Source organism: Arcobacter sp. AHV-9/2010 (assembly GCF_004116575.1).
In the GTDB taxonomy this organism is placed as follows: Bacteria; Campylobacterota; Campylobacteria; order Campylobacterales; family Arcobacteraceae; genus Aliarcobacter; species Aliarcobacter skirrowii.
In genome coordinates, this window is sequence record NZ_PDKH01000004.1 from 36,339 (window position 1) to 53,333 (window position 16,995).

Sequence of the window (16,995 nt, forward strand, 5' to 3'; positions counted from 1 at the left end):
CTTATTTTAAATACTCTTCTACTAAATTTTTAAGCTCTTCATCTTTAATGCTATCTTTAATTGAACTTTCAAAAGCAACTAAAAGCATATCATAAGCTTCATCTTTACTAATACCTCTACTTTGTAGATAGTAAAGTTGATCTTTATTTAAAGTTCCAGTTGTAGTTCCATGACTAGCCTCTAACTCATCTATATAAATCTCTAAATGTGGTTGAGCAAAAACAACAGCATTATCACTTAATAAAATTGAGTTACAGTTTTGAAAAGCTTTTGAATGTGGTGCTTTCTCATTTACAATTGAAGTGATTTTTACAACAGCTCTTGAGTTATCTTTTAAACTATTTTTGTAGTTTATGTTACTTGTTGAGTTTTTGTTGTTGTGAATAGTTTTTACCAAAGTTGAGCTATTTGAACTATTTTCTAACTTATTTAATCCATTTAAACTATAGTTTATATTTTGTGCATCTAAACTATTTTCATAGTTATTTAAACAAAATCCAAGACCAATATTAAAGTTATAAATATCTAAATTTGAATCATCTTCACACTTTGCATTTGTTGAAAAAATCATTGATGAATCTTTGTTTAGATTATCAATTTTTGCATACTCTAAAGATGAATTCTCTTTTAATACAAGCTCTCTATTTGCTATAAAATTTGCACTATTTTCTAGTGAAAAAATCTCAATAATAGATGCTTTAACTCCACTTTCAACTTCAATTTTAAGTGAACTTATATTTAAAGAGTCAAAATCCTTTTTTGTGTGGTTTATTACAATTGGTTTTTGAGTTGATTTTGTTATTTTTAAAACTTTTTGATCACTTGTAAAACTTTTTGCAATATCAAATAAAATTGATTTATAAGAGTTTTTATCTTCTTTTGAAGATAAATCTTCTAGTTCAAACTCATTTATTTTTATATTTTCAAAATTTTTTGAGAAAAAACTTTCAAAATCTATTTTTAAAAACTCTTCATCTTTTTTTGAAGGAAGTTTTAGATTTTTTATACTATTTATCTGCATTTTTTATTCCTAATGCTTCAAAACCTTTCTTATCAAGCTCTAAAGCTAAACTATAATCTCCAGTTTTAGCAATTTTTCCATCACTTAAAATATGTACAAAATCAGGTTTGATAAGCTCTAAAAGTCTATCATAGTGAGTAATCATAAGAATAGATTTTTTACCATCAAGCATAGAGTTTATAACATTTGCAACTATTTTAATAGCATCAACATCAAGTCCACTATCAATCTCATCTAGCATTATTAAATCAGGACTTAGCATTAAAAGTTGAATAAGCTCGTTTCTTTTTTTCTCTCCACCACTAAATCCATCATTTAAATCTCTTTGTAATAGTTTTCTATCAATATCAAACTTATTTGTCTCCTCTTTTACAAGTTTTAAAAACTGCATTGCATCAAGCTCTTCTTTTCCTTCGTAAGCTCTTTTTGCGTTCATAGCTGTTCTTAAAAAGTAGCTATTATTTACACCAGGAACTTCTACAGGAGATTGAAAACTCATAAAAATTCCCTCATTTGCTCTTTGTGATGCATCCATTTGTAATAAATCTTTGTTTTTAAATGTAACTTTACCACCCACAACTTCACAGTCATAGTGAGCTGCTAAAGTTTTAACTAAAGTTGATTTTCCAGCTCCATTTACACCCATAAGTGCATGAATCTCACCTGGTTTTATCTCTAAATTTAATCCTTTTAAAATCTCATTACTATTTATACTTACTTTTAAATCTTCTATTTTTAACAATGTATCTTTATTACTCATAATTTAACCCACACTTCCTTCTAATGAAATACTTAATAACTCTTTTGCTTCAGCAGCAAACTCCATTGGTAACTCTTTTAAAACCTCTTTACAAAAACCATTTACAATCATAGCAATAGCATCCTCTTCATCTATTCCTCTTTGGTTTAGATAAAATAGCTGTTCATCTGAAATTTTTGATGTTGTTGCTTCATGCTCAATATTTGCACTACTATTTCTAATCTCATGATATGGATAAGTGTGAGCTTGACACTTATTTCCAATTAAAAGTGAGTCACACTCAGAGATATTTCTAGCATTTTGTGCATTTTTTCCAACTCGCACCAGTCCTCTATATATATTTACACCTTTAAGTGCTGAAATTCCTTTTGAGATAATTGTTGATTTAGTATTTTTACCCAAATGAATCATCTTTGTTCCAGTATCAGCTTGTTGAGCTCTTGATGTAATTGCAACAGAGTAGAACTCTCCAACACTATTATCACCTTGAAGAACACATGAAGGGTATTTCCAAGTTATACTTGAACCTGTTTCAACTTGTGTCCATGATACTTTTGAGTTATCACCTTTGCATAAAGCTCTTTTTGTAACAAAGTTTAAAATTCCACCTTTTCCTTCATCATCACCTGGATACCAGTTTTGAATAGTTGAGTATTTTATATGAGCATCTTTAAGTGCAACTAACTCAACAACTGCTGCGTGAAGTTGTCTATCATCTCTGCTTGGAGCTGAGCATCCTTCATTGTATGAAACATAGCTTCCCTCATCGCAAATAATCAAAGTTCTTTCAAACTGTCCTGTATTTAAAGCATTTATTCTAAAATAAGTTGAAAGCTCCATTGGGCATCTTGTATTTTTTGGAATATAAACAAAACTTCCATCTGTAAAAACAGCACTATTTAAACAGGCAAAATAGTTATCAGTTACAGGAACAACGCTTGCTAAATATGTTTTTACAAGATCTGGAAATCTATGTGCTGCTTCACTAATTGAGCAAAATATAATTCCTAATTTTTCAAGCTCATCTTGATAAGTTGTTTTTATTGAAACTGAGTCAAAAACAGCATCAACTGCAACACCTGCAAGCATATTTTGCTCTTCAAGTGGAATTCCTAACTTCTCATAAGTTTTTAAGATTTCAGGATCAACTTCATCTAAAGAACCAAGAGCTTTTTTAGGAGCTGAATAGTATGCATAATCTTGATAATCTATCTTTGGATAATTTAATTTAGCCCAAGTTGGCTCTTCCATTTTTAGCCACTTCTCATAAGCTTTTAATCTAAATTCTAATAAAAACTCAGGCTCCTCTTTTTTTGCACTAATAGCTCTTATAACATCTTCATTTAAACCCTTTGCAAAGGTATCGCTTTGAACTAAAGTTTCAAAGCCAAGTTTATAATCACTGTTTATAATGTCATGTATTTGTTGGTTTTCACTCATGACTTCTCCGTAAAATTTATTTGATTTTAAATAGGACAGTTTTTATCCTAATTGGAATAATATCGAAATAAGTATATAATGTAAAGGCATAAATCCTAATAAAGTAAAAAAATAAGCAATTTTTTTGCTTAAAAATACGATAAAATGGCGATTTTAAATTAAGATAAAATTTATCCTAATTTAAATAAAATACAAAAATTTTTTAAATAAATAAAAATAATGGAAAATATATGAAAAATTACTCAAAAAAAATAGAAGATAGAATTAATAGTCCAAAACACTTTGGAGAGATTACAAAAGAGGATGCAACAAAATTTGGATGCAAGTTGGTTGTTGCTGATTTTGAATCAAACGGAAGTGATGCTTTAAGAGTATATTTTGCAATTACAAAAGATAAAACAGTATTTGACGCAAAATTTAAATCATTTGCAACTGGAGTTATAGTTGCTTTAAATGATATGATGATAGAGCTTTGTATTGGAAAAACTCTTGAAAAAGTTGCAAATATGTTTAAAACAGATGTTGAGTTTGCATTAAGAGATGAACCACAAATTCCAGCAATTGATATTCAAGAGCTTCATAATGGTTTTTTAAATTTTGTTGTGTTAAAGAAAGTTGCTTTAAATGCAAATATTAGAAATATTGATGATTTTAGCTCTGATTATATAATTTGTGACTGTGCAAGGACAACTTTGGGTGAAGTTGTAAATTTAATAAGAGAGCATGATATAAAAACTATTGAAGAGTTACAAAAATATACACACGCTGGAGTTTTTTGTAAATCATGTGCAAAAGAGGGTGGTCTTGAAGAAAAAGAGATATATTTAAGTGATATTTTAGAACAAACAAGAAAAAAAATTGAAGAAGAAAAAACAAACGAACCTAGCTATTTGAATAAAAGTTTTATAGATATGTCACAAGATGAGAGAATTAAATTAATAGAAGATGTTTTAGATGATGATGTAAGACCAATGCTTATTATGGATGGTGGAAATATGGAAGTATTAGAGTTGGTTGAATCAGCTCCTCACTACGATTTATATATAAGATATTTGGGTGCTTGTAGTGGATGTAGTGCTGGAAGTATGGGAACACTTTATGCAATTGAGTCAATTTTACAAAGTAAAATTGATGAAAATATTAGAGTTTTACCTGTTTGATAACAAATTTATAATAATCTGTTACAATATAAAAAACTTTTTTTGGGGGTCTAAATGTTTGCAATATATAACAATGGAACGGTAGGATTTAGAAGTACAAGTGACAATTTATACAATCTTAAAACTATTGAAGAGATAGAGCCAATTAGATTTGAACCAAAAGAGGGATTAATTCAAGATTTTTCTAGTCAATTAAGCCAAGAGCAGAAAAAAGAGTTTCTAAACTCTTATAAAAAAATAGCTCAATTAGATACTTTGGAGCCTGTTTATAAAATAGGTGATATTATGACGCAAGATGTTTTTCATGTTACAAAAGATTCAACAATAGAAGAGATATACTATTTTATAAAAGATAAAAAAATTTCACAAGTTCCAGTTACAGATTTTGGGAAAAAGATTATTGGAATTGTAAATAAAAATATAATTTTAACTCTTTTAATGAATAACTTAGATGATACTCAGACAATTTTAAATAGAAAAATAGATGATGTATATTTGCCTGAAGTTATAACAGCAGATCCTCAATCAGATGTTAGACATGTGGTAAAAATAATGTTAGATTTAAAAATAGATGCTATTCCAATAGTTGATGAGAGTGATACTTTAGTTGGAATTGTTTCAAAAACAGATATTTTAAAAGCAGTTGCAAACTTACCAAAGCTTCAGCTTTGGTCATAATAAAACTTAAATAACAGTTCCATCATCAAAAATAACTCTATCTCTACCTTGATGCTTTGCTTCATAAAGTAGACTATCAGCTTTTTCTTGAGCTTGTGCAATAGAGTCATAGTTGTTTCTAAAAGTAACTCCAGCAGAGAAGGTTATATTTATTTTATTATCTTTATAAACAAAAACTCTATTTAAAAAAGCATTTTTAACTCTTTTTATATATCTATTTACTTCAATTTTATCCCTAAAATTTATAAGTGCAACAAACTCCTCTCCACCAAATCTAGCGATAATATCCTCTTTTCTTGTAAGATTTTTTAGAATTTGCGCAAATGATTTTAATATCTCATCTCCACATGAGTGCCCAAAAGCATCATTTATCTTTTTGAAGTGGTCAATATCAAAAAATACAATAGCAAAATTAGTTTCAAATATAAAAAACTGTTTCTCCATCTTTTTTGCTTCATTTTCATAAGCTCTTCTGTTTAAAATATTTGTTAAAAAGTCATATAAATACTCCTCTTTAGCAACTTGAAGCTCTTTTTCAAGATCATTTATTTGTGCTTGAAGAAGTTTAACTTTATCTATATTTGTTGATAAAATTCGATTATTTTCTAAAAGTGAATTTTCAAGCTTATAAATTGTCTCTATTAATCTTTTTTGAACAGAGATTAACTCTCTTTTTGAAAAATCAGATATATCTAAAGATACTAAATCCTCTTTTATCTTTTTAATATCTTCATTTGAACTATTACTATCATTTAAAGCTTTGTCATAGTATCTACTCATTAAAGAGGTTAATTTTATAATATCATTTGTTTTCTCTTTTAATACTCTTCTATCACCATTTATTCGCTCTTTTGCAAACTCTTTGATCTTTAATATTGACTCTTTTGAAGTCACATTTTTTGGGTTTTTTAAAGACTCTAAAATAAAATTTTCAATCTCCTCTTTTAACTCAAAATTAATAGCAGGAGTTAAAAGATCATTAAAAGTTGCAATAAGTAATTTTAGTTCATCGTTTGTAACTCTTGAAGATAGTATTGATATAATTTTAAAAATAGATTCATCTATTAATTTTTTCTTCTCATCCTTTGTTAGATTTTTTAAACTATTTTCATATATAGCTATCTCTTCAGTGTGACCATTTAAAAGTTTTGATTGATTTTTAAACTCTAAAAAATAGTTTTCGGGAGTTACTTGAAGTTTTTTCTCTCTTAGTGCCTCTAGAGTGTTTTTTGTAATATCTTTGATATTGTTCATATAGGATACCCTTGAATTTTCGTAAGTAAAATTATATCAGTTATGATATAATAAACCCCTAATAAAAAGTAGGATTATTCAATATGACAGAACAAAACAATCAGATATTAAAAAATACAAATGCAAAACTATTAGATGAGTTTAATGCTTCAATTATGTTTGACAAAGAGTTATACTCTCAAGATATAAAAGGATCTATTGCACACTCTAAAATGTTGGCTTTGCAAAATATTATCTCAAGTGATGAACAAAAACAGATAGAGAGTGGGCTTTTACAAGTTTTAAAAGAGATTGAAAAAGGAGAATTTAAATTCTCTTTAGAGTATGAAGATATTCATATGGCTGTTGAAAATAGACTTACACAAATAATCGGAGATGCTGGTAAAAGACTTCACACGGCAAGAAGTAGAAATGACCAAGTTTGTACAGATTTTACACTTTATGTTCAAGAGAAAACAAAATCAATTCAAGCTCAAATTAAAGAGCTAATATCAACATTTGTAGATGTAGCTTCAAAACATACAACTGCACTAATGCCTGGAATGACTCACTTACAACACGCACAGCCTATAAATTTTGGATACCATATGATGGCATATGCAAATATGTTTAAAAGAGATTTTGAAAGATTTGCATCATCATATGATAGAAACAACTATTCACCACTAGGAAGTGCAGCACTTGCAGGAACTCCTCATAATATTGATAGATTTAAAACAGCAGAACTTTTAGGTTTTTATGGACCAACACAAAATGCTATGGATAGTGTTTCAAATAGAGATTTTGCACTGGAATTATTGTTTAACATAAGTACAACAATGATGCATATAAGTAGAATTTCTGAAGAGTTGATTCTTTGGTCATCTTATGAGTTTAGATTTGTTCAAATGAGTGATATGTATGCAACTACAAGCTCTATTATGCCTCAAAAGAAAAATCCTGATGTACCTGAGTTATTAAGAGGAAAAACGGGAAGAGTTTATGGAAATTTAATATCACTTTTAACAGTTATGAAATCTCTTCCTTTGGCATACAATAAAGATACACAAGAGGATAAAGAGGGAGTTTTTGATTCAGTTGCTACTATTGAAATATCATTAAATATCTTAAATGAAGTTATTAAAACTATGAAAGTAAATGTAGATATTATGGAAAATGCTTGTAAAATAGGGCATTTAACTGCAACTGATTTAGCAGATTATTTAGTTTTAAAACAAAATATGCCTTTTAGAACGGCTTATTATATTACAAAAGAGCTTGTACAGGAAGCAAATAGATTAAACAAAGATATTAGCCAGTTAAATATTAATGAGATTAGAAACAGCACAAAAGAGCTTGAAAATATTGATGAAGAGATAATTTCATACTTAAATTTGAAAAACTCTATGAATAGTAGAGACTCTTTTGGTGGAACTTCTACAAAACAGACTCAAATTCAAATTGATAATTTTAAAGATTGGTTAAAAGATAATTAAAATAAAAAAAGCCAAAGATTAAAATCTTTGGCTTTTAAAGTAATAAGATAAAAACTATCTTATTAAGAGTCTATTTGTAAGATTATATAGAGAATTTATATCAGTTTTTCCTACAAATCCATCGATTCCAATTCTCTCCATTTTTCCTCTTACAGCATCTGTTGTCATAGATGAGTTTACAACTACAGGTATGTGCTCATATTTTTGATTATTTTTAATAAATGATGCAACTTGATAACCATCAGTTCCAGGCATCTCAATATCTGTTACGATTAAACCTATTTTTGAAGGATCTAAATCTTCAATTCTATCAAGCAGATCTCCACCATTTGAGTATATCTCATAATCAACCTCTATTTGAGAAAAGAATTTATGTAAAACCTCTCTTGCAACTGCTGAATCCTCTGCTGCAAGTATTTTTTTAGATGATTGAATTCTCCCCTCAACATATTTTTTGATATCTCTTCCACCATCATCTGTCCACTTAATATCTCTTAAAAGTTGCTCAGCATTAAAAACTGTACAAAGTTCATCTTTGTTGTTTACTTTTACATAAGTTGTATATGTAATTTTTGAGTTTGTCTCTTCTGTATGTCTTAACTCTTGAGTTGTTTTCTCTACAATATCAAGCATATCTTTAACTAAAAAACCTATTTTTTTATGATTAAACTCACAAAAAATAATTAACTTGTAATCTTTTATCTCAAGAGGTTTAAGTCCAAGCCAAGCATCAAGGTTTACTAAAGTAACAGGTTCACCCCTAATTGTAGCTATTCCTGCTATGATGTTTGTATCTTTTGGAGTATCATTTATAGCAACTTCTTCTGTTATGATAAATGCTTTAACTTTTGCTATATTTATTGCGTAAATATTATTATGACCAGTGTAAAATACTGCTAATTGCTGAACATTTCGTAAATGTCCTTGTGTCATCTGTTCAACACTACCACCAATACCACCCATGTAGATCCTTTATTTAGAATGTTGGATATTATATAAATTTTTTACTTTGACTATCTTTAACTAAATTTAACTTTCTTACTATTTTTTGAATAGTAACAGATGCCATCATAAGCCCAAAACTAGCAGTTACTCCTTCAAAACTACCTTTATCGATGCAAAGTGGAGTCTCTGTTGAATAAATAACTTTAAATTTCTTTTTGAAACCCTGTTTTTTAAGCTCTTCTCTTACTTTTTTTATAAATTTATCATTTTTTGTCTCCCAAATAGAGCCATAAGTAATTTGAAGAGGGTCAATTCTTTTTGCTCCTCCACCTGTACTTATTACTTTTGTAAAATATTTTTTTATCAAATGAACTTTTGGAGTTACATCATCAATTGCATCTAAAATATAATCATAAGATGAAAAATCAAAGTTATCAATCCACTCAGGTGTTATTTTTACACAAATAGGAGTTACATTTGGATATCTCTCTTTCATAACTTCAACTTTTTTTCTTCCTATATTTCCATGACTTCCCAATTGTCTATTTTGATTTGATGGTTCATAGGTATCAAAATCAACTATTGTTATATCTGTAATACCAGTATTATATAAAGCATCAAGTGCGAAACTTCCCACTCCTCCAACACCAAAAAGTATTAATTTTGTATTTTGAAATTTATTAAAAGCCTCTTCTCCAAAAAGCATTTTTGTTCTATTATATTGCATATTTAAATCTTCTTTACAAATTTTTGGCTATTATAACACAAAAATATTTATTAAAAGAGGTTATGATATGGATAAAGAGCCAATGACGCTTGCTGGTTACAACAAAGTAACAAAAGAGTTGGACTATTTAAAAAGCATCGAAAGACCCCAAACTGTTATTGCTCTTGATGAAGCTAGACAATTGGGAGATTTAAAGGAGAATGCTGAGTATCATAGTGCAAAAGAGAAACTAAAACTAATAGATGTACAAGTTGCTGAATTAAGTAATATTATCTCTAAAGCAGTTATTGTAGATCCTTCTGTTTTACCACATGATAGAGTTAGTTTTGGATCAACTGTTACACTATTTGATGTAGTAAGTGATGAAGAGTTTACTTATACTATTGTTGGTGGAGTTGAGTCAAATGTTGAAAAAGGATTTATATCTTTTAATTCACCTTTAGCAAAACAACTTATGGGAAAAGTTGAAGGAGATGAGTTTACTGCAAAGCTTCCAGGTGGAGATAAAACTTTTGAGGTTTATGCAATATTTTATAAAGAGATAGAGCTATAGTTTGAAGCTATTTTTAGAAGATGAAGCCATTTTTATAGCAGATTCACACTACAATTTAAAAAATCAAGAGTTTAAGACTATTTTAGAAGATTTGATAAGCCAAAAAATAGAGGCTAATCAAATTTTTTTAATGGGAGATAATTTTGATTTTATCTCTGGTGAGTCAAGATATTTTGTAAAAAAATATCAAAATTTAATAGATAATATAAACACTCTTTCAAAAAATCATGAAATTTTTTATTTAGAGGGAAATCATGATTATAACTTACAAACACTTTTTCCAAATATAAAAGTTCTAAAAAGAGAAAAACAACCTTTAATTTTAAACTATAAAGATAAAAAAATAGCTATCTCTCATGGAGATAATTTTGTTAATTGGCACTATAATTTGTATTGCAAGGTTATTAGAAATAGTTCTCTACTTAAATTTTTAAATTTTATTGATATAAACTTTTTTATAAGCAAAAGAATTGAAAAAGCACTTGATAATAAAAATATTTGTCACACTTTAGACTATTTTGAAGAGTTGGCAAATAAAAGAGTAAAAAACTATAAAGAAGATATTATTATAGAGGGGCACTTTCATCAAGCAAAATCTTACAAAATAGGAGATCAAGAGTATATAAATATTCCATCTTTAGCTTGTCAAAAGAGTTTTACAAGATTTAAAGATGGTAAATTTTTAAATGAAAAATTAGAAGATTAAAAGGATATTTTATTTTGGCAAAATTTGAAGTAGTAAGTGATTATTTTCCAAGTGGTGATCAACCAAAGGCAATAGAGGCTTTAAGCTTAAGTATTGAAGCAAGCAATAAGTACAACACACTTTTAGGAGTTACTGGAAGTGGAAAGACTTATACTATTGCAAAAGTAATTGAAAGAGTTCAAAAACCAACACTTATAATGACTCACAATAAAACATTAGCAGCTCAGTTATACTCAGAGTTTAAGCAGTTTTTTCCAAATAATCATGTTGAATATTTCATCTCATATTATGACTACTATCAACCTGAAGCTTATATTCCAAGAAGTGATCTATTTATTGAAAAAGATAGTTCAATAAATGATGAGTTAGAAAGATTAAGACTTAGTGCAACTGCATCACTTCTATCTTTTGATGATGTAATTGTAATAGCATCAGTATCTGCAAATTATGGTTTGGGAAATCCAAGTGAATATAAAGCGATGGTTCAAAGAGTTGAAGTTGGATTTTCATACTCTCAAAAAGAGTTTTTATTGAAACTTATAGAGATGGGTTATAAAAGAAATGATAAGTTTTTTGATAGAGCTGATTTTAGAGTAAATGGCGATGTAATTGATATTTTTCCAGCCTATTATGAAGATGAGTTCTTAAGAGTTGAGTTTTTTGGTGATGAGGTTGAGAGCATTACTTTGCATGAGTACTTGACAAATACAAAAATAAAAGATTTAAAAGAGGTGATTATCTACTCTGTTAATCCCTTTGTTGTAACACAAGAAAATCTTGCAAATGCTGTAAAACAGATAGAAGAGGAGCTTGAAAGCAGACTTGATTTTTTCCAAAAAGAGCAAAAACTTGTAGAGTATCAAAGACTTAAACAAAGAGTTGAGTTTGATTTAGAGATGATTGAAGCAACTGGAATGTGTAAAGGAATTGAGAACTATGCAAGACACTTAACAGGTTTAAAACCAGGTGAAACTCCATACTCTTTACTAGATTATTTTGCTCAAATGGATAAGGATTTTTTACTTGTTGTTGATGAATCTCATGTATCACTTCCTCAATTTCGTGGAATGCACGCAGCTGATAGAAGTAGAAAAGAGGTTTTAGTTGAGTATGGATTTAGACTTCCAAGTGCTTTGGATAATAGACCACTTAAATTTGATGAGTTTATAAATAAAGCTCCTAATTATATCTTTGTAAGCGCAACTCCAAATGAGCTTGAACTTGAACTTAGTAGCGTTGTAGCAGAACAGATAATTCGACCAACAGGACTTCTTGATCCAGTTATTGAGATAGTAGATAGTGAGTTTCAAGTTGAAAAACTTCACGATGAGATTAAAAAAACTGTTGCAAAAAATCAAAGAGTTTTAGTTACAGTTTTAACTAAAAAGATGGCTGAAGAGTTAGCTAGTTATTATGCAGATTTAGGAATAAAAGTAAAATATATGCATAGTGAAATTGATGCGATTGAGAGAAATCAAATAATAAGAGAGCTTAGAGTTGGAACTTTTGATGTATTAATTGGAATAAATCTTTTAAGAGAGGGGCTTGATATTCCTGAAACCTCACTTGTTGCAATTTTAGATGCTGATAAAGAAGGGTTTATAAGGAGTCGTACTTCACTTATTCAAACAATTGGAAGAGCTGCTAGAAATGAAGAGGGTAGAGTAATACTTTTTGCTAAAAAGATAACAGACTCTATGCAGTTTGCAATTGATGAGACAAATCGAAGAAGAAAAATTCAAGAAGAGCACAATATAAAAAACAACATAACTCCAAAATCAACAAAAAGAAAACTTGATGAGAATCTTAAGCTTGAAGAGTATGATACAGTTGCTCTAAAAAAACAACGACTTGAAAAAATGCCAGCAGCAGAGCGAAAAAAACTATTAGTTGAACTTAATAAGCAGATGAAAAAAGCTTCAAGCGAATTAAACTTTGAAGAGGCAATTAGATTAAGAGATGAGATTGCTAAGATTAAGGATTTATAACTATAAATTATAAGAAAATATATTATCTAAGAAGTTTTTATTAATTGCTTACTTGCTATAATAAGTTATTATTAGATACTACACACTTTATATAAAAATTTGGAGACTAGATGGTAGAAGAGAGTAGGGCTACTATACTTATAGTAGATGATATGAGCACAAATTTAATGATGCTAAGCGATATTTTAAAAGATGATTACAATATCAAAATTTCAAAAACTGGTGAAAAAGCTATAGAACTTTGTAAAAAATTAGATATAGATTTGGTTTTACTAGATATTGAGATGCCAATAATGAATGGTTATGAAGTTTGCAAGAATCTTAAAAATGATGAAAAAACAAAAAATATTCCAATAATTTTTGTAAGTGCTAAAAATAGCGAAGAAGATGAAGAGTATGGATTAAATCTTGGTGCAATTGATTATATATCAAAGCCTTTTAGTAAAGTTATAATAAAAGCTAGAGTTAAAAATCAGATAAAACTAAAACAAAAAACTGAACTTCTTGAAAAATTATCAAACTATGATGGATTAACAAATATTAAAAATAGAAGATATTTTGATGAGAGATTAAATCAAGTTTATAAAGATAGTAGCATAAAAAATATAAATTTAGCACTTATGATGATAGATATAGATTTTTTTAAACCTTATAATGATAATTATGGTCATGGAAAAGGTGATGAAGCTTTAAAAATAGTTGCTAAAACTTTAGAAAATACAATTTTAAATACCTTAGATAGAACAGATGATTTAGTAGCAAGATATGGTGGAGAAGAGTTTGTAATTTTACTTTCAGATATAGAATTAAAAGAGCTAGAATATATCTCAAATAGACTTGTAAAAGCAATAAGAGATGCAAATATAGAGCATAAATTTTCAAAAATAGCTCCTTATTTAACAATTAGTTTAGGAGCAGTTTTATATAAAAGTAGTAATGATTTAAGTATTGCTTCAATTATGAAAAGTGCCGATGAAGCTCTTTATGAAGTTAAACAAAAAAGTAGAGATAACTTTTTAATAAAAGAGATATGATGGAATTTTTTAAAAAAATATTTTTTAAAAAAACTAAACTCCATACAGAAAAAATAGAGAAAATTTTAAACTCTCAAAAAAATATTTTGATTGTTACAAATGGAAAACAGTTAATAACGGCAAATAAAGCATTTCTTGATTTCTTTTCATACAATACAGTAGAAGATTTTAAAAAAGATTATAACTGTATTTGTGACCATTTTGTAAAAGAGGATGGATTTTTACAAACAAAAATGGGTGAAATAACTTGGGTAGAGTATATTTTAAAAAATCCAAATTTAAATCATCTTGCTAAAATTGTAAATTTTAAAGAGAGTCATATTTTTAAAGTTTTTGCAAAAAAAATAGATGGTGAAGAAGATTTTGAAAATATTGAAGTTGTTGTTACTTTTGAAGATATAACTGAAGAGTTAAGAGTAAATGAAAAATTAAAGCATCAAAAAGAGAAACTTGAAAATATCAATAGATTAAAGCTTCAATTTCTTGCAAATATAAGTCATGAATTAAGAAACACCATTAAATGCGATTGTTGGTTTTACAGAGCTTCTTTTTGATACAAATTTAGATGAAAATCAATATAAACTTTTAAAAAAAATAGATAACTCTTCAAATATTTTGGTAAATACAATACAAAGTGTTTTAACTCTTGCAAATATTGAAGATAAATCTATAAAAATAGAGAAAAATATATTCTCTTTTTTAGAGCTAGAAAAAGATATAGAAGATATTTATATAAAACTTGCAATAAATAGTGATAATAAATTTGAGATAAAAATAGATGAAAAATTACCTTTAGAGATAATAAGTGACAAAGCCTTAATTCTTCAAATCCTATCAAATCTTTTATCAAATGCTTTTAAGTTTACAAATAAAGGTTCTATTAAATTAGATATTAGTTTAGTTGAATTATCTAACAATACTGCAACAATAAGATTTAGTGTTTGTGATACTGGAATTGGAATATCAAAAGAGTTTCAAAATAGAATTTTTGAGGAGTTTTTTCAAACAGATATTTCAAATACAAGAGATTATTCTGGTGCTGGTTTAGGACTTGCTATTTGTCAAAATATTGCAAAAATATTGAATACAAAAATAGAGTTAAAGAGTGAATTGGGAAAAGGTAGTGAGTTTTATTTTATAGTTGATGTTGAGATAAATGAAGAAGATAATCAAAAAATCATTGAGTATCCAATTTTTGAAGATATATCTATTTTGGTTGCTGAAGATAATATTACCAATCAAGAGCTCATAAAAATAATTTTAGAAAAAGCAAATATAAAAGTTACTTTGGCAAAAAATGGAAAAGAAGCAGTTGATTTTTTCTCTAAAAATAGATTTGATTTAATTCTTATGGATTTACAAATGCCAGTTTTAAGTGGATTTGATGCTACTAAAAAAATAAGAGAAATTGATAAACAAATACCAATAGTTGCATTAACAGCTTCAAATTTAATAGAAGATAGAGAAAAAGCGAATGAAGTTTTAATGGATGATTTTTTATTAAAACCAATAGATACAGAGATTTTATATAATGTTTTAATCAAATATATTAAAAAATTAAAAGGGCTTAAGATTGAGTATAAAACTATAAAAAATAAACCTTTAAATAATATTTTAGATTTAAATGTTTTAAAAAATAAAATCTCTGATAATAAAAAAATTGAGATGATTTTAAGAAAATTTACAGAAGAGCTTGAAGAGTATTTTAAAGATATTATTGAGTATCTTTTAAATTCAAATGAAAAAGCAAAAATTTTAGTTCATAGTTTAAAGGGACTTAGTGGAAATATTGGTGCTAATAGGCTTTTTGAAATTTGTGTAAAAATTGATAATAAATTTAAAAGAGCTGTATCAATTGATCCAAATGATATAAAGATACTAAAAGATGAAATTGAAAATATAAAAAATGAGTTGAATTTTTTAGATAACATATTTCAAGATGAGTCAAATAAAATTATCAATAGTGATAAATTTGATAAGAATAAATCAGTTTTAGTTATAAAAAATTTTATAAAAAAATTAGAAGATAGTGATATGTTAAGCAAAGATGATTTGGAAATTTTATATGATAATTTATTTATACTAACAAAAGATTCATCTATTTTAAACAGTTTAGAAAAAGAGATAGATGATTTTGAGTATGAAAAGGCTATAAAAATTTTAAAAAATGTAATAGAAAGTGGAAATATTAACTAGGCTTAAATCCACTTTTACTTTTGCAAACTTCTGGAAAATAACACTTATCGCAATCGGGTTTAATAGCTTTGCAAATATATCTTCCAAACAAAACCATAGCTTGATGAAAAATATGTAAATCATCACCTTTTAGTTTTTTTACCAAATCCTCTTCGGTTTTTTCTACATTTTTTGCATCACTTAAACCTAAGCGGTGAGAAACTCTAAAAACATGAGTATCAACAGCCATAAGATTTTCTTGTTTATACTCAATCATAAAAACATTTGCAGTTTTATTTCCAACACCCGCAAGTTTTATAAGCTCTTTTGTATCATGAGGAATATTTCCTCCATAATTTTCAACAACACTTCTTGCCATTTTGATAATATTTTGTGCTTTGTTATTAAAAAAAGAGCAAGAGTTTATAAGTTTTTTTACATCATCAAGATTTGCACAACTTAAATCAAAAACAGTTGGATACTTTTCAAACAAAGCTGGAGTTATTAAATTTACCCTTTTATCTGTACATTGAGCTGATAAAATTATTGCTATTAGTAATTCATAATCATTTCTATAATTAAGCTCTGTAACAGCATCGCTATAGTTCTCTATAAAAGCTTTTTTAATAATCTCTATATCAGCTTTTGTGGCTTTTCTCATTTTTTGATGCACTCTTCTTTTATATCATCAAAATTAATAAATATAAACTCATTTTTTATTTTATGTATCTCTACACTATTCATAGCACATAGATAATCAGAGTCATCTTTTGAGATAGTATATGTAAATTTATAGATAAATTTATCTTTACTTGATACCACTTTATTGTTTAAAAGTTCACTATCTAAACTTCTAATCTCAATATTTTTCTCTTTTTCATACTTCTTTTTGAACATAGTAGGAAGTTGATTTTTTGAGTAGTTTTCATAAAACAGAACAACTAAAATTGCAAAAAATGTAATAGCTAAAAATATTAAAAACTCTCTTTTTTCAAACTTATCATTTACTTTATAAATTATAACTGTAACAATAACAATAAAAAGTGCAATACCTACAATAATTTGCATATTTTTCCTTT

General features: G+C 27.3%; 17 protein-coding genes and 1 pseudogene. 10 read left to right on the forward strand and 8 right to left on the reverse strand.

Going from position 1 to position 16,995, the window contains the following annotated elements:
- Position 1: 1 nt before the first annotated feature.
- The 3 genes from CRU94_RS07495 to sufB are packed head-to-tail and all read right to left on the reverse strand — an operon-like array spanning position 2 to position 3,221.
- Positions 2 to 1,021: a SufD family Fe-S cluster assembly protein gene (locus tag CRU94_RS07495; protein ID WP_129106163.1), complete on the reverse strand. Its 1,020-nt coding sequence runs from the start codon at positions 1,019 to 1,021 to the stop codon at positions 2 to 4.
- Entirely contained in the window at positions 1,008 to 1,781 is a 774-nt protein-coding gene (gene sufC / locus CRU94_RS07500; RefSeq protein WP_129106164.1) for a Fe-S cluster assembly ATPase SufC, read from the reverse strand. The genes CRU94_RS07495 and sufC overlap by 14 nt, the downstream gene beginning before the upstream one ends.
- 3 nt (positions 1,782 to 1,784) lie before the next feature.
- Complete coding sequence (sufB, locus tag CRU94_RS07505; protein WP_129106165.1) at positions 1,785 to 3,221, reverse strand: Fe-S cluster assembly protein SufB; 1,437 nt, start codon at positions 3,219 to 3,221, stop codon at positions 1,785 to 1,787.
- Between the two features lie 230 nt (positions 3,222 to 3,451).
- On the opposite strand from sufB, the gene CRU94_RS07510 reads away from it, so the two are divergent.
- Positions 3,452 to 4,381 (forward strand): NifU family protein, encoded by a 930-nt coding sequence (locus CRU94_RS07510; protein WP_129106166.1) that lies wholly within the window; start codon positions 3,452 to 3,454, stop codon positions 4,379 to 4,381.
- Between the two features lie 54 nt (positions 4,382 to 4,435).
- Positions 4,436 to 5,059, forward strand: a complete 624-nt coding sequence (locus CRU94_RS07515) for a CBS domain-containing protein (RefSeq protein ID WP_129106167.1) — start codon at positions 4,436 to 4,438, stop codon at positions 5,057 to 5,059.
- A gap of 6 nt (positions 5,060 to 5,065) precedes the next feature.
- Here CRU94_RS07515 and CRU94_RS07520 read toward each other — a convergent pair whose 3' ends face one another.
- Positions 5,066 to 6,313, reverse strand: a complete 1,248-nt coding sequence (locus CRU94_RS07520) for a GGDEF domain-containing protein (protein WP_129106168.1) — start codon at positions 6,311 to 6,313, stop codon at positions 5,066 to 5,068.
- Positions 6,314 to 6,396: 83 nt separating this feature from the next.
- Here CRU94_RS07520 and argH point away from each other — a divergent pair, with 83 nt between their 5' ends.
- Complete coding sequence (argH, locus tag CRU94_RS07525) at positions 6,397 to 7,788, forward strand: argininosuccinate lyase (protein WP_129106169.1); 1,392 nt, start codon at positions 6,397 to 6,399, stop codon at positions 7,786 to 7,788.
- A gap of 54 nt (positions 7,789 to 7,842) precedes the next feature.
- On the opposite strand, the gene CRU94_RS07530 is transcribed toward argH, so the two are convergent.
- On the reverse strand, positions 7,843 to 8,751 hold the full coding sequence (locus tag CRU94_RS07530; protein ID WP_129106170.1) for a chemotaxis protein CheV: 909 nt from the start codon (positions 8,749 to 8,751) through the stop codon (positions 7,843 to 7,845).
- Positions 8,752 to 8,779: 28 nt separating this feature from the next.
- Entirely contained in the window at positions 8,780 to 9,460 is a 681-nt protein-coding gene (locus CRU94_RS07535; RefSeq protein ID WP_129106171.1) for a tRNA threonylcarbamoyladenosine dehydratase, read from the reverse strand.
- A gap of 67 nt (positions 9,461 to 9,527) precedes the next feature.
- On the opposite strand from CRU94_RS07535, the gene greA reads away from it, so the two are divergent.
- The 7 genes and pseudogenes from greA to CRU94_RS07565 all read left to right on the forward strand — a co-directional run bounded on the left by greA (position 9,528) and on the right by CRU94_RS07565 (position 15,937).
- Positions 9,528 to 10,013 carry a transcription elongation factor GreA gene (gene greA, locus CRU94_RS07540; RefSeq protein ID WP_129106172.1) on the forward strand — a complete coding sequence of 162 codons (486 nt, stop codon included), beginning with the start codon at positions 9,528 to 9,530 and terminating at the stop codon, positions 10,011 to 10,013.
- 1 nt (position 10,014) lies between these two features.
- Entirely contained in the window at positions 10,015 to 10,719 is a 705-nt protein-coding gene (locus CRU94_RS07545) for a UDP-2,3-diacylglucosamine diphosphatase (RefSeq protein ID WP_129106173.1), read from the forward strand.
- A gap of 14 nt (positions 10,720 to 10,733) precedes the next feature.
- Complete coding sequence (gene uvrB / locus CRU94_RS07550) at positions 10,734 to 12,707, forward strand: excinuclease ABC subunit UvrB (protein WP_129106174.1); 1,974 nt, start codon at positions 10,734 to 10,736, stop codon at positions 12,705 to 12,707.
- A gap of 110 nt (positions 12,708 to 12,817) precedes the next feature.
- Positions 12,818 to 13,741, forward strand: a complete 924-nt coding sequence (locus tag CRU94_RS07555; RefSeq protein WP_129106175.1) for a diguanylate cyclase domain-containing protein — start codon at positions 12,818 to 12,820, stop codon at positions 13,739 to 13,741.
- Positions 13,741 to 14,295 carry a hypothetical protein gene (locus tag CRU94_RS07560; RefSeq protein ID WP_129106176.1) on the forward strand — a complete coding sequence of 185 codons (555 nt, stop codon included), beginning with the start codon at positions 13,741 to 13,743 and terminating at the stop codon, positions 14,293 to 14,295. The genes CRU94_RS07555 and CRU94_RS07560 overlap by 1 nt, the downstream gene beginning before the upstream one ends.
- Positions 14,267 to 14,344: pseudogene (locus CRU94_RS09810) on the forward strand (hypothetical protein); the annotation flags it as partial. The gene CRU94_RS07560 and the pseudogene CRU94_RS09810, both read left to right, overlap by 29 nt.
- A gap of 12 nt (positions 14,345 to 14,356) precedes the next feature.
- Positions 14,357 to 15,937, forward strand: a complete 1,581-nt coding sequence (locus CRU94_RS07565) for a response regulator (protein ID WP_129106177.1) — start codon at positions 14,357 to 14,359, stop codon at positions 15,935 to 15,937.
- Here CRU94_RS07565 and nth read toward each other — a convergent pair.
- Both nth and CRU94_RS07575 read right to left on the reverse strand, forming a co-directional pair.
- On the reverse strand, positions 15,930 to 16,577 hold the full coding sequence (gene nth, locus CRU94_RS07570) for an endonuclease III (RefSeq protein ID WP_129106178.1): 648 nt from the start codon (positions 16,575 to 16,577) through the stop codon (positions 15,930 to 15,932). The two genes, CRU94_RS07565 and nth, sit on opposite strands and share 8 nt — an antisense overlap.
- Positions 16,574 to 16,984, reverse strand: coding sequence for a hypothetical protein (locus CRU94_RS07575; RefSeq protein WP_129106179.1), 411 nt, complete (start codon positions 16,982 to 16,984; stop codon positions 16,574 to 16,576). The genes nth and CRU94_RS07575 overlap by 4 nt, the downstream gene beginning before the upstream one ends.
- Positions 16,985 to 16,995: the final 11 nt, after the last annotated feature.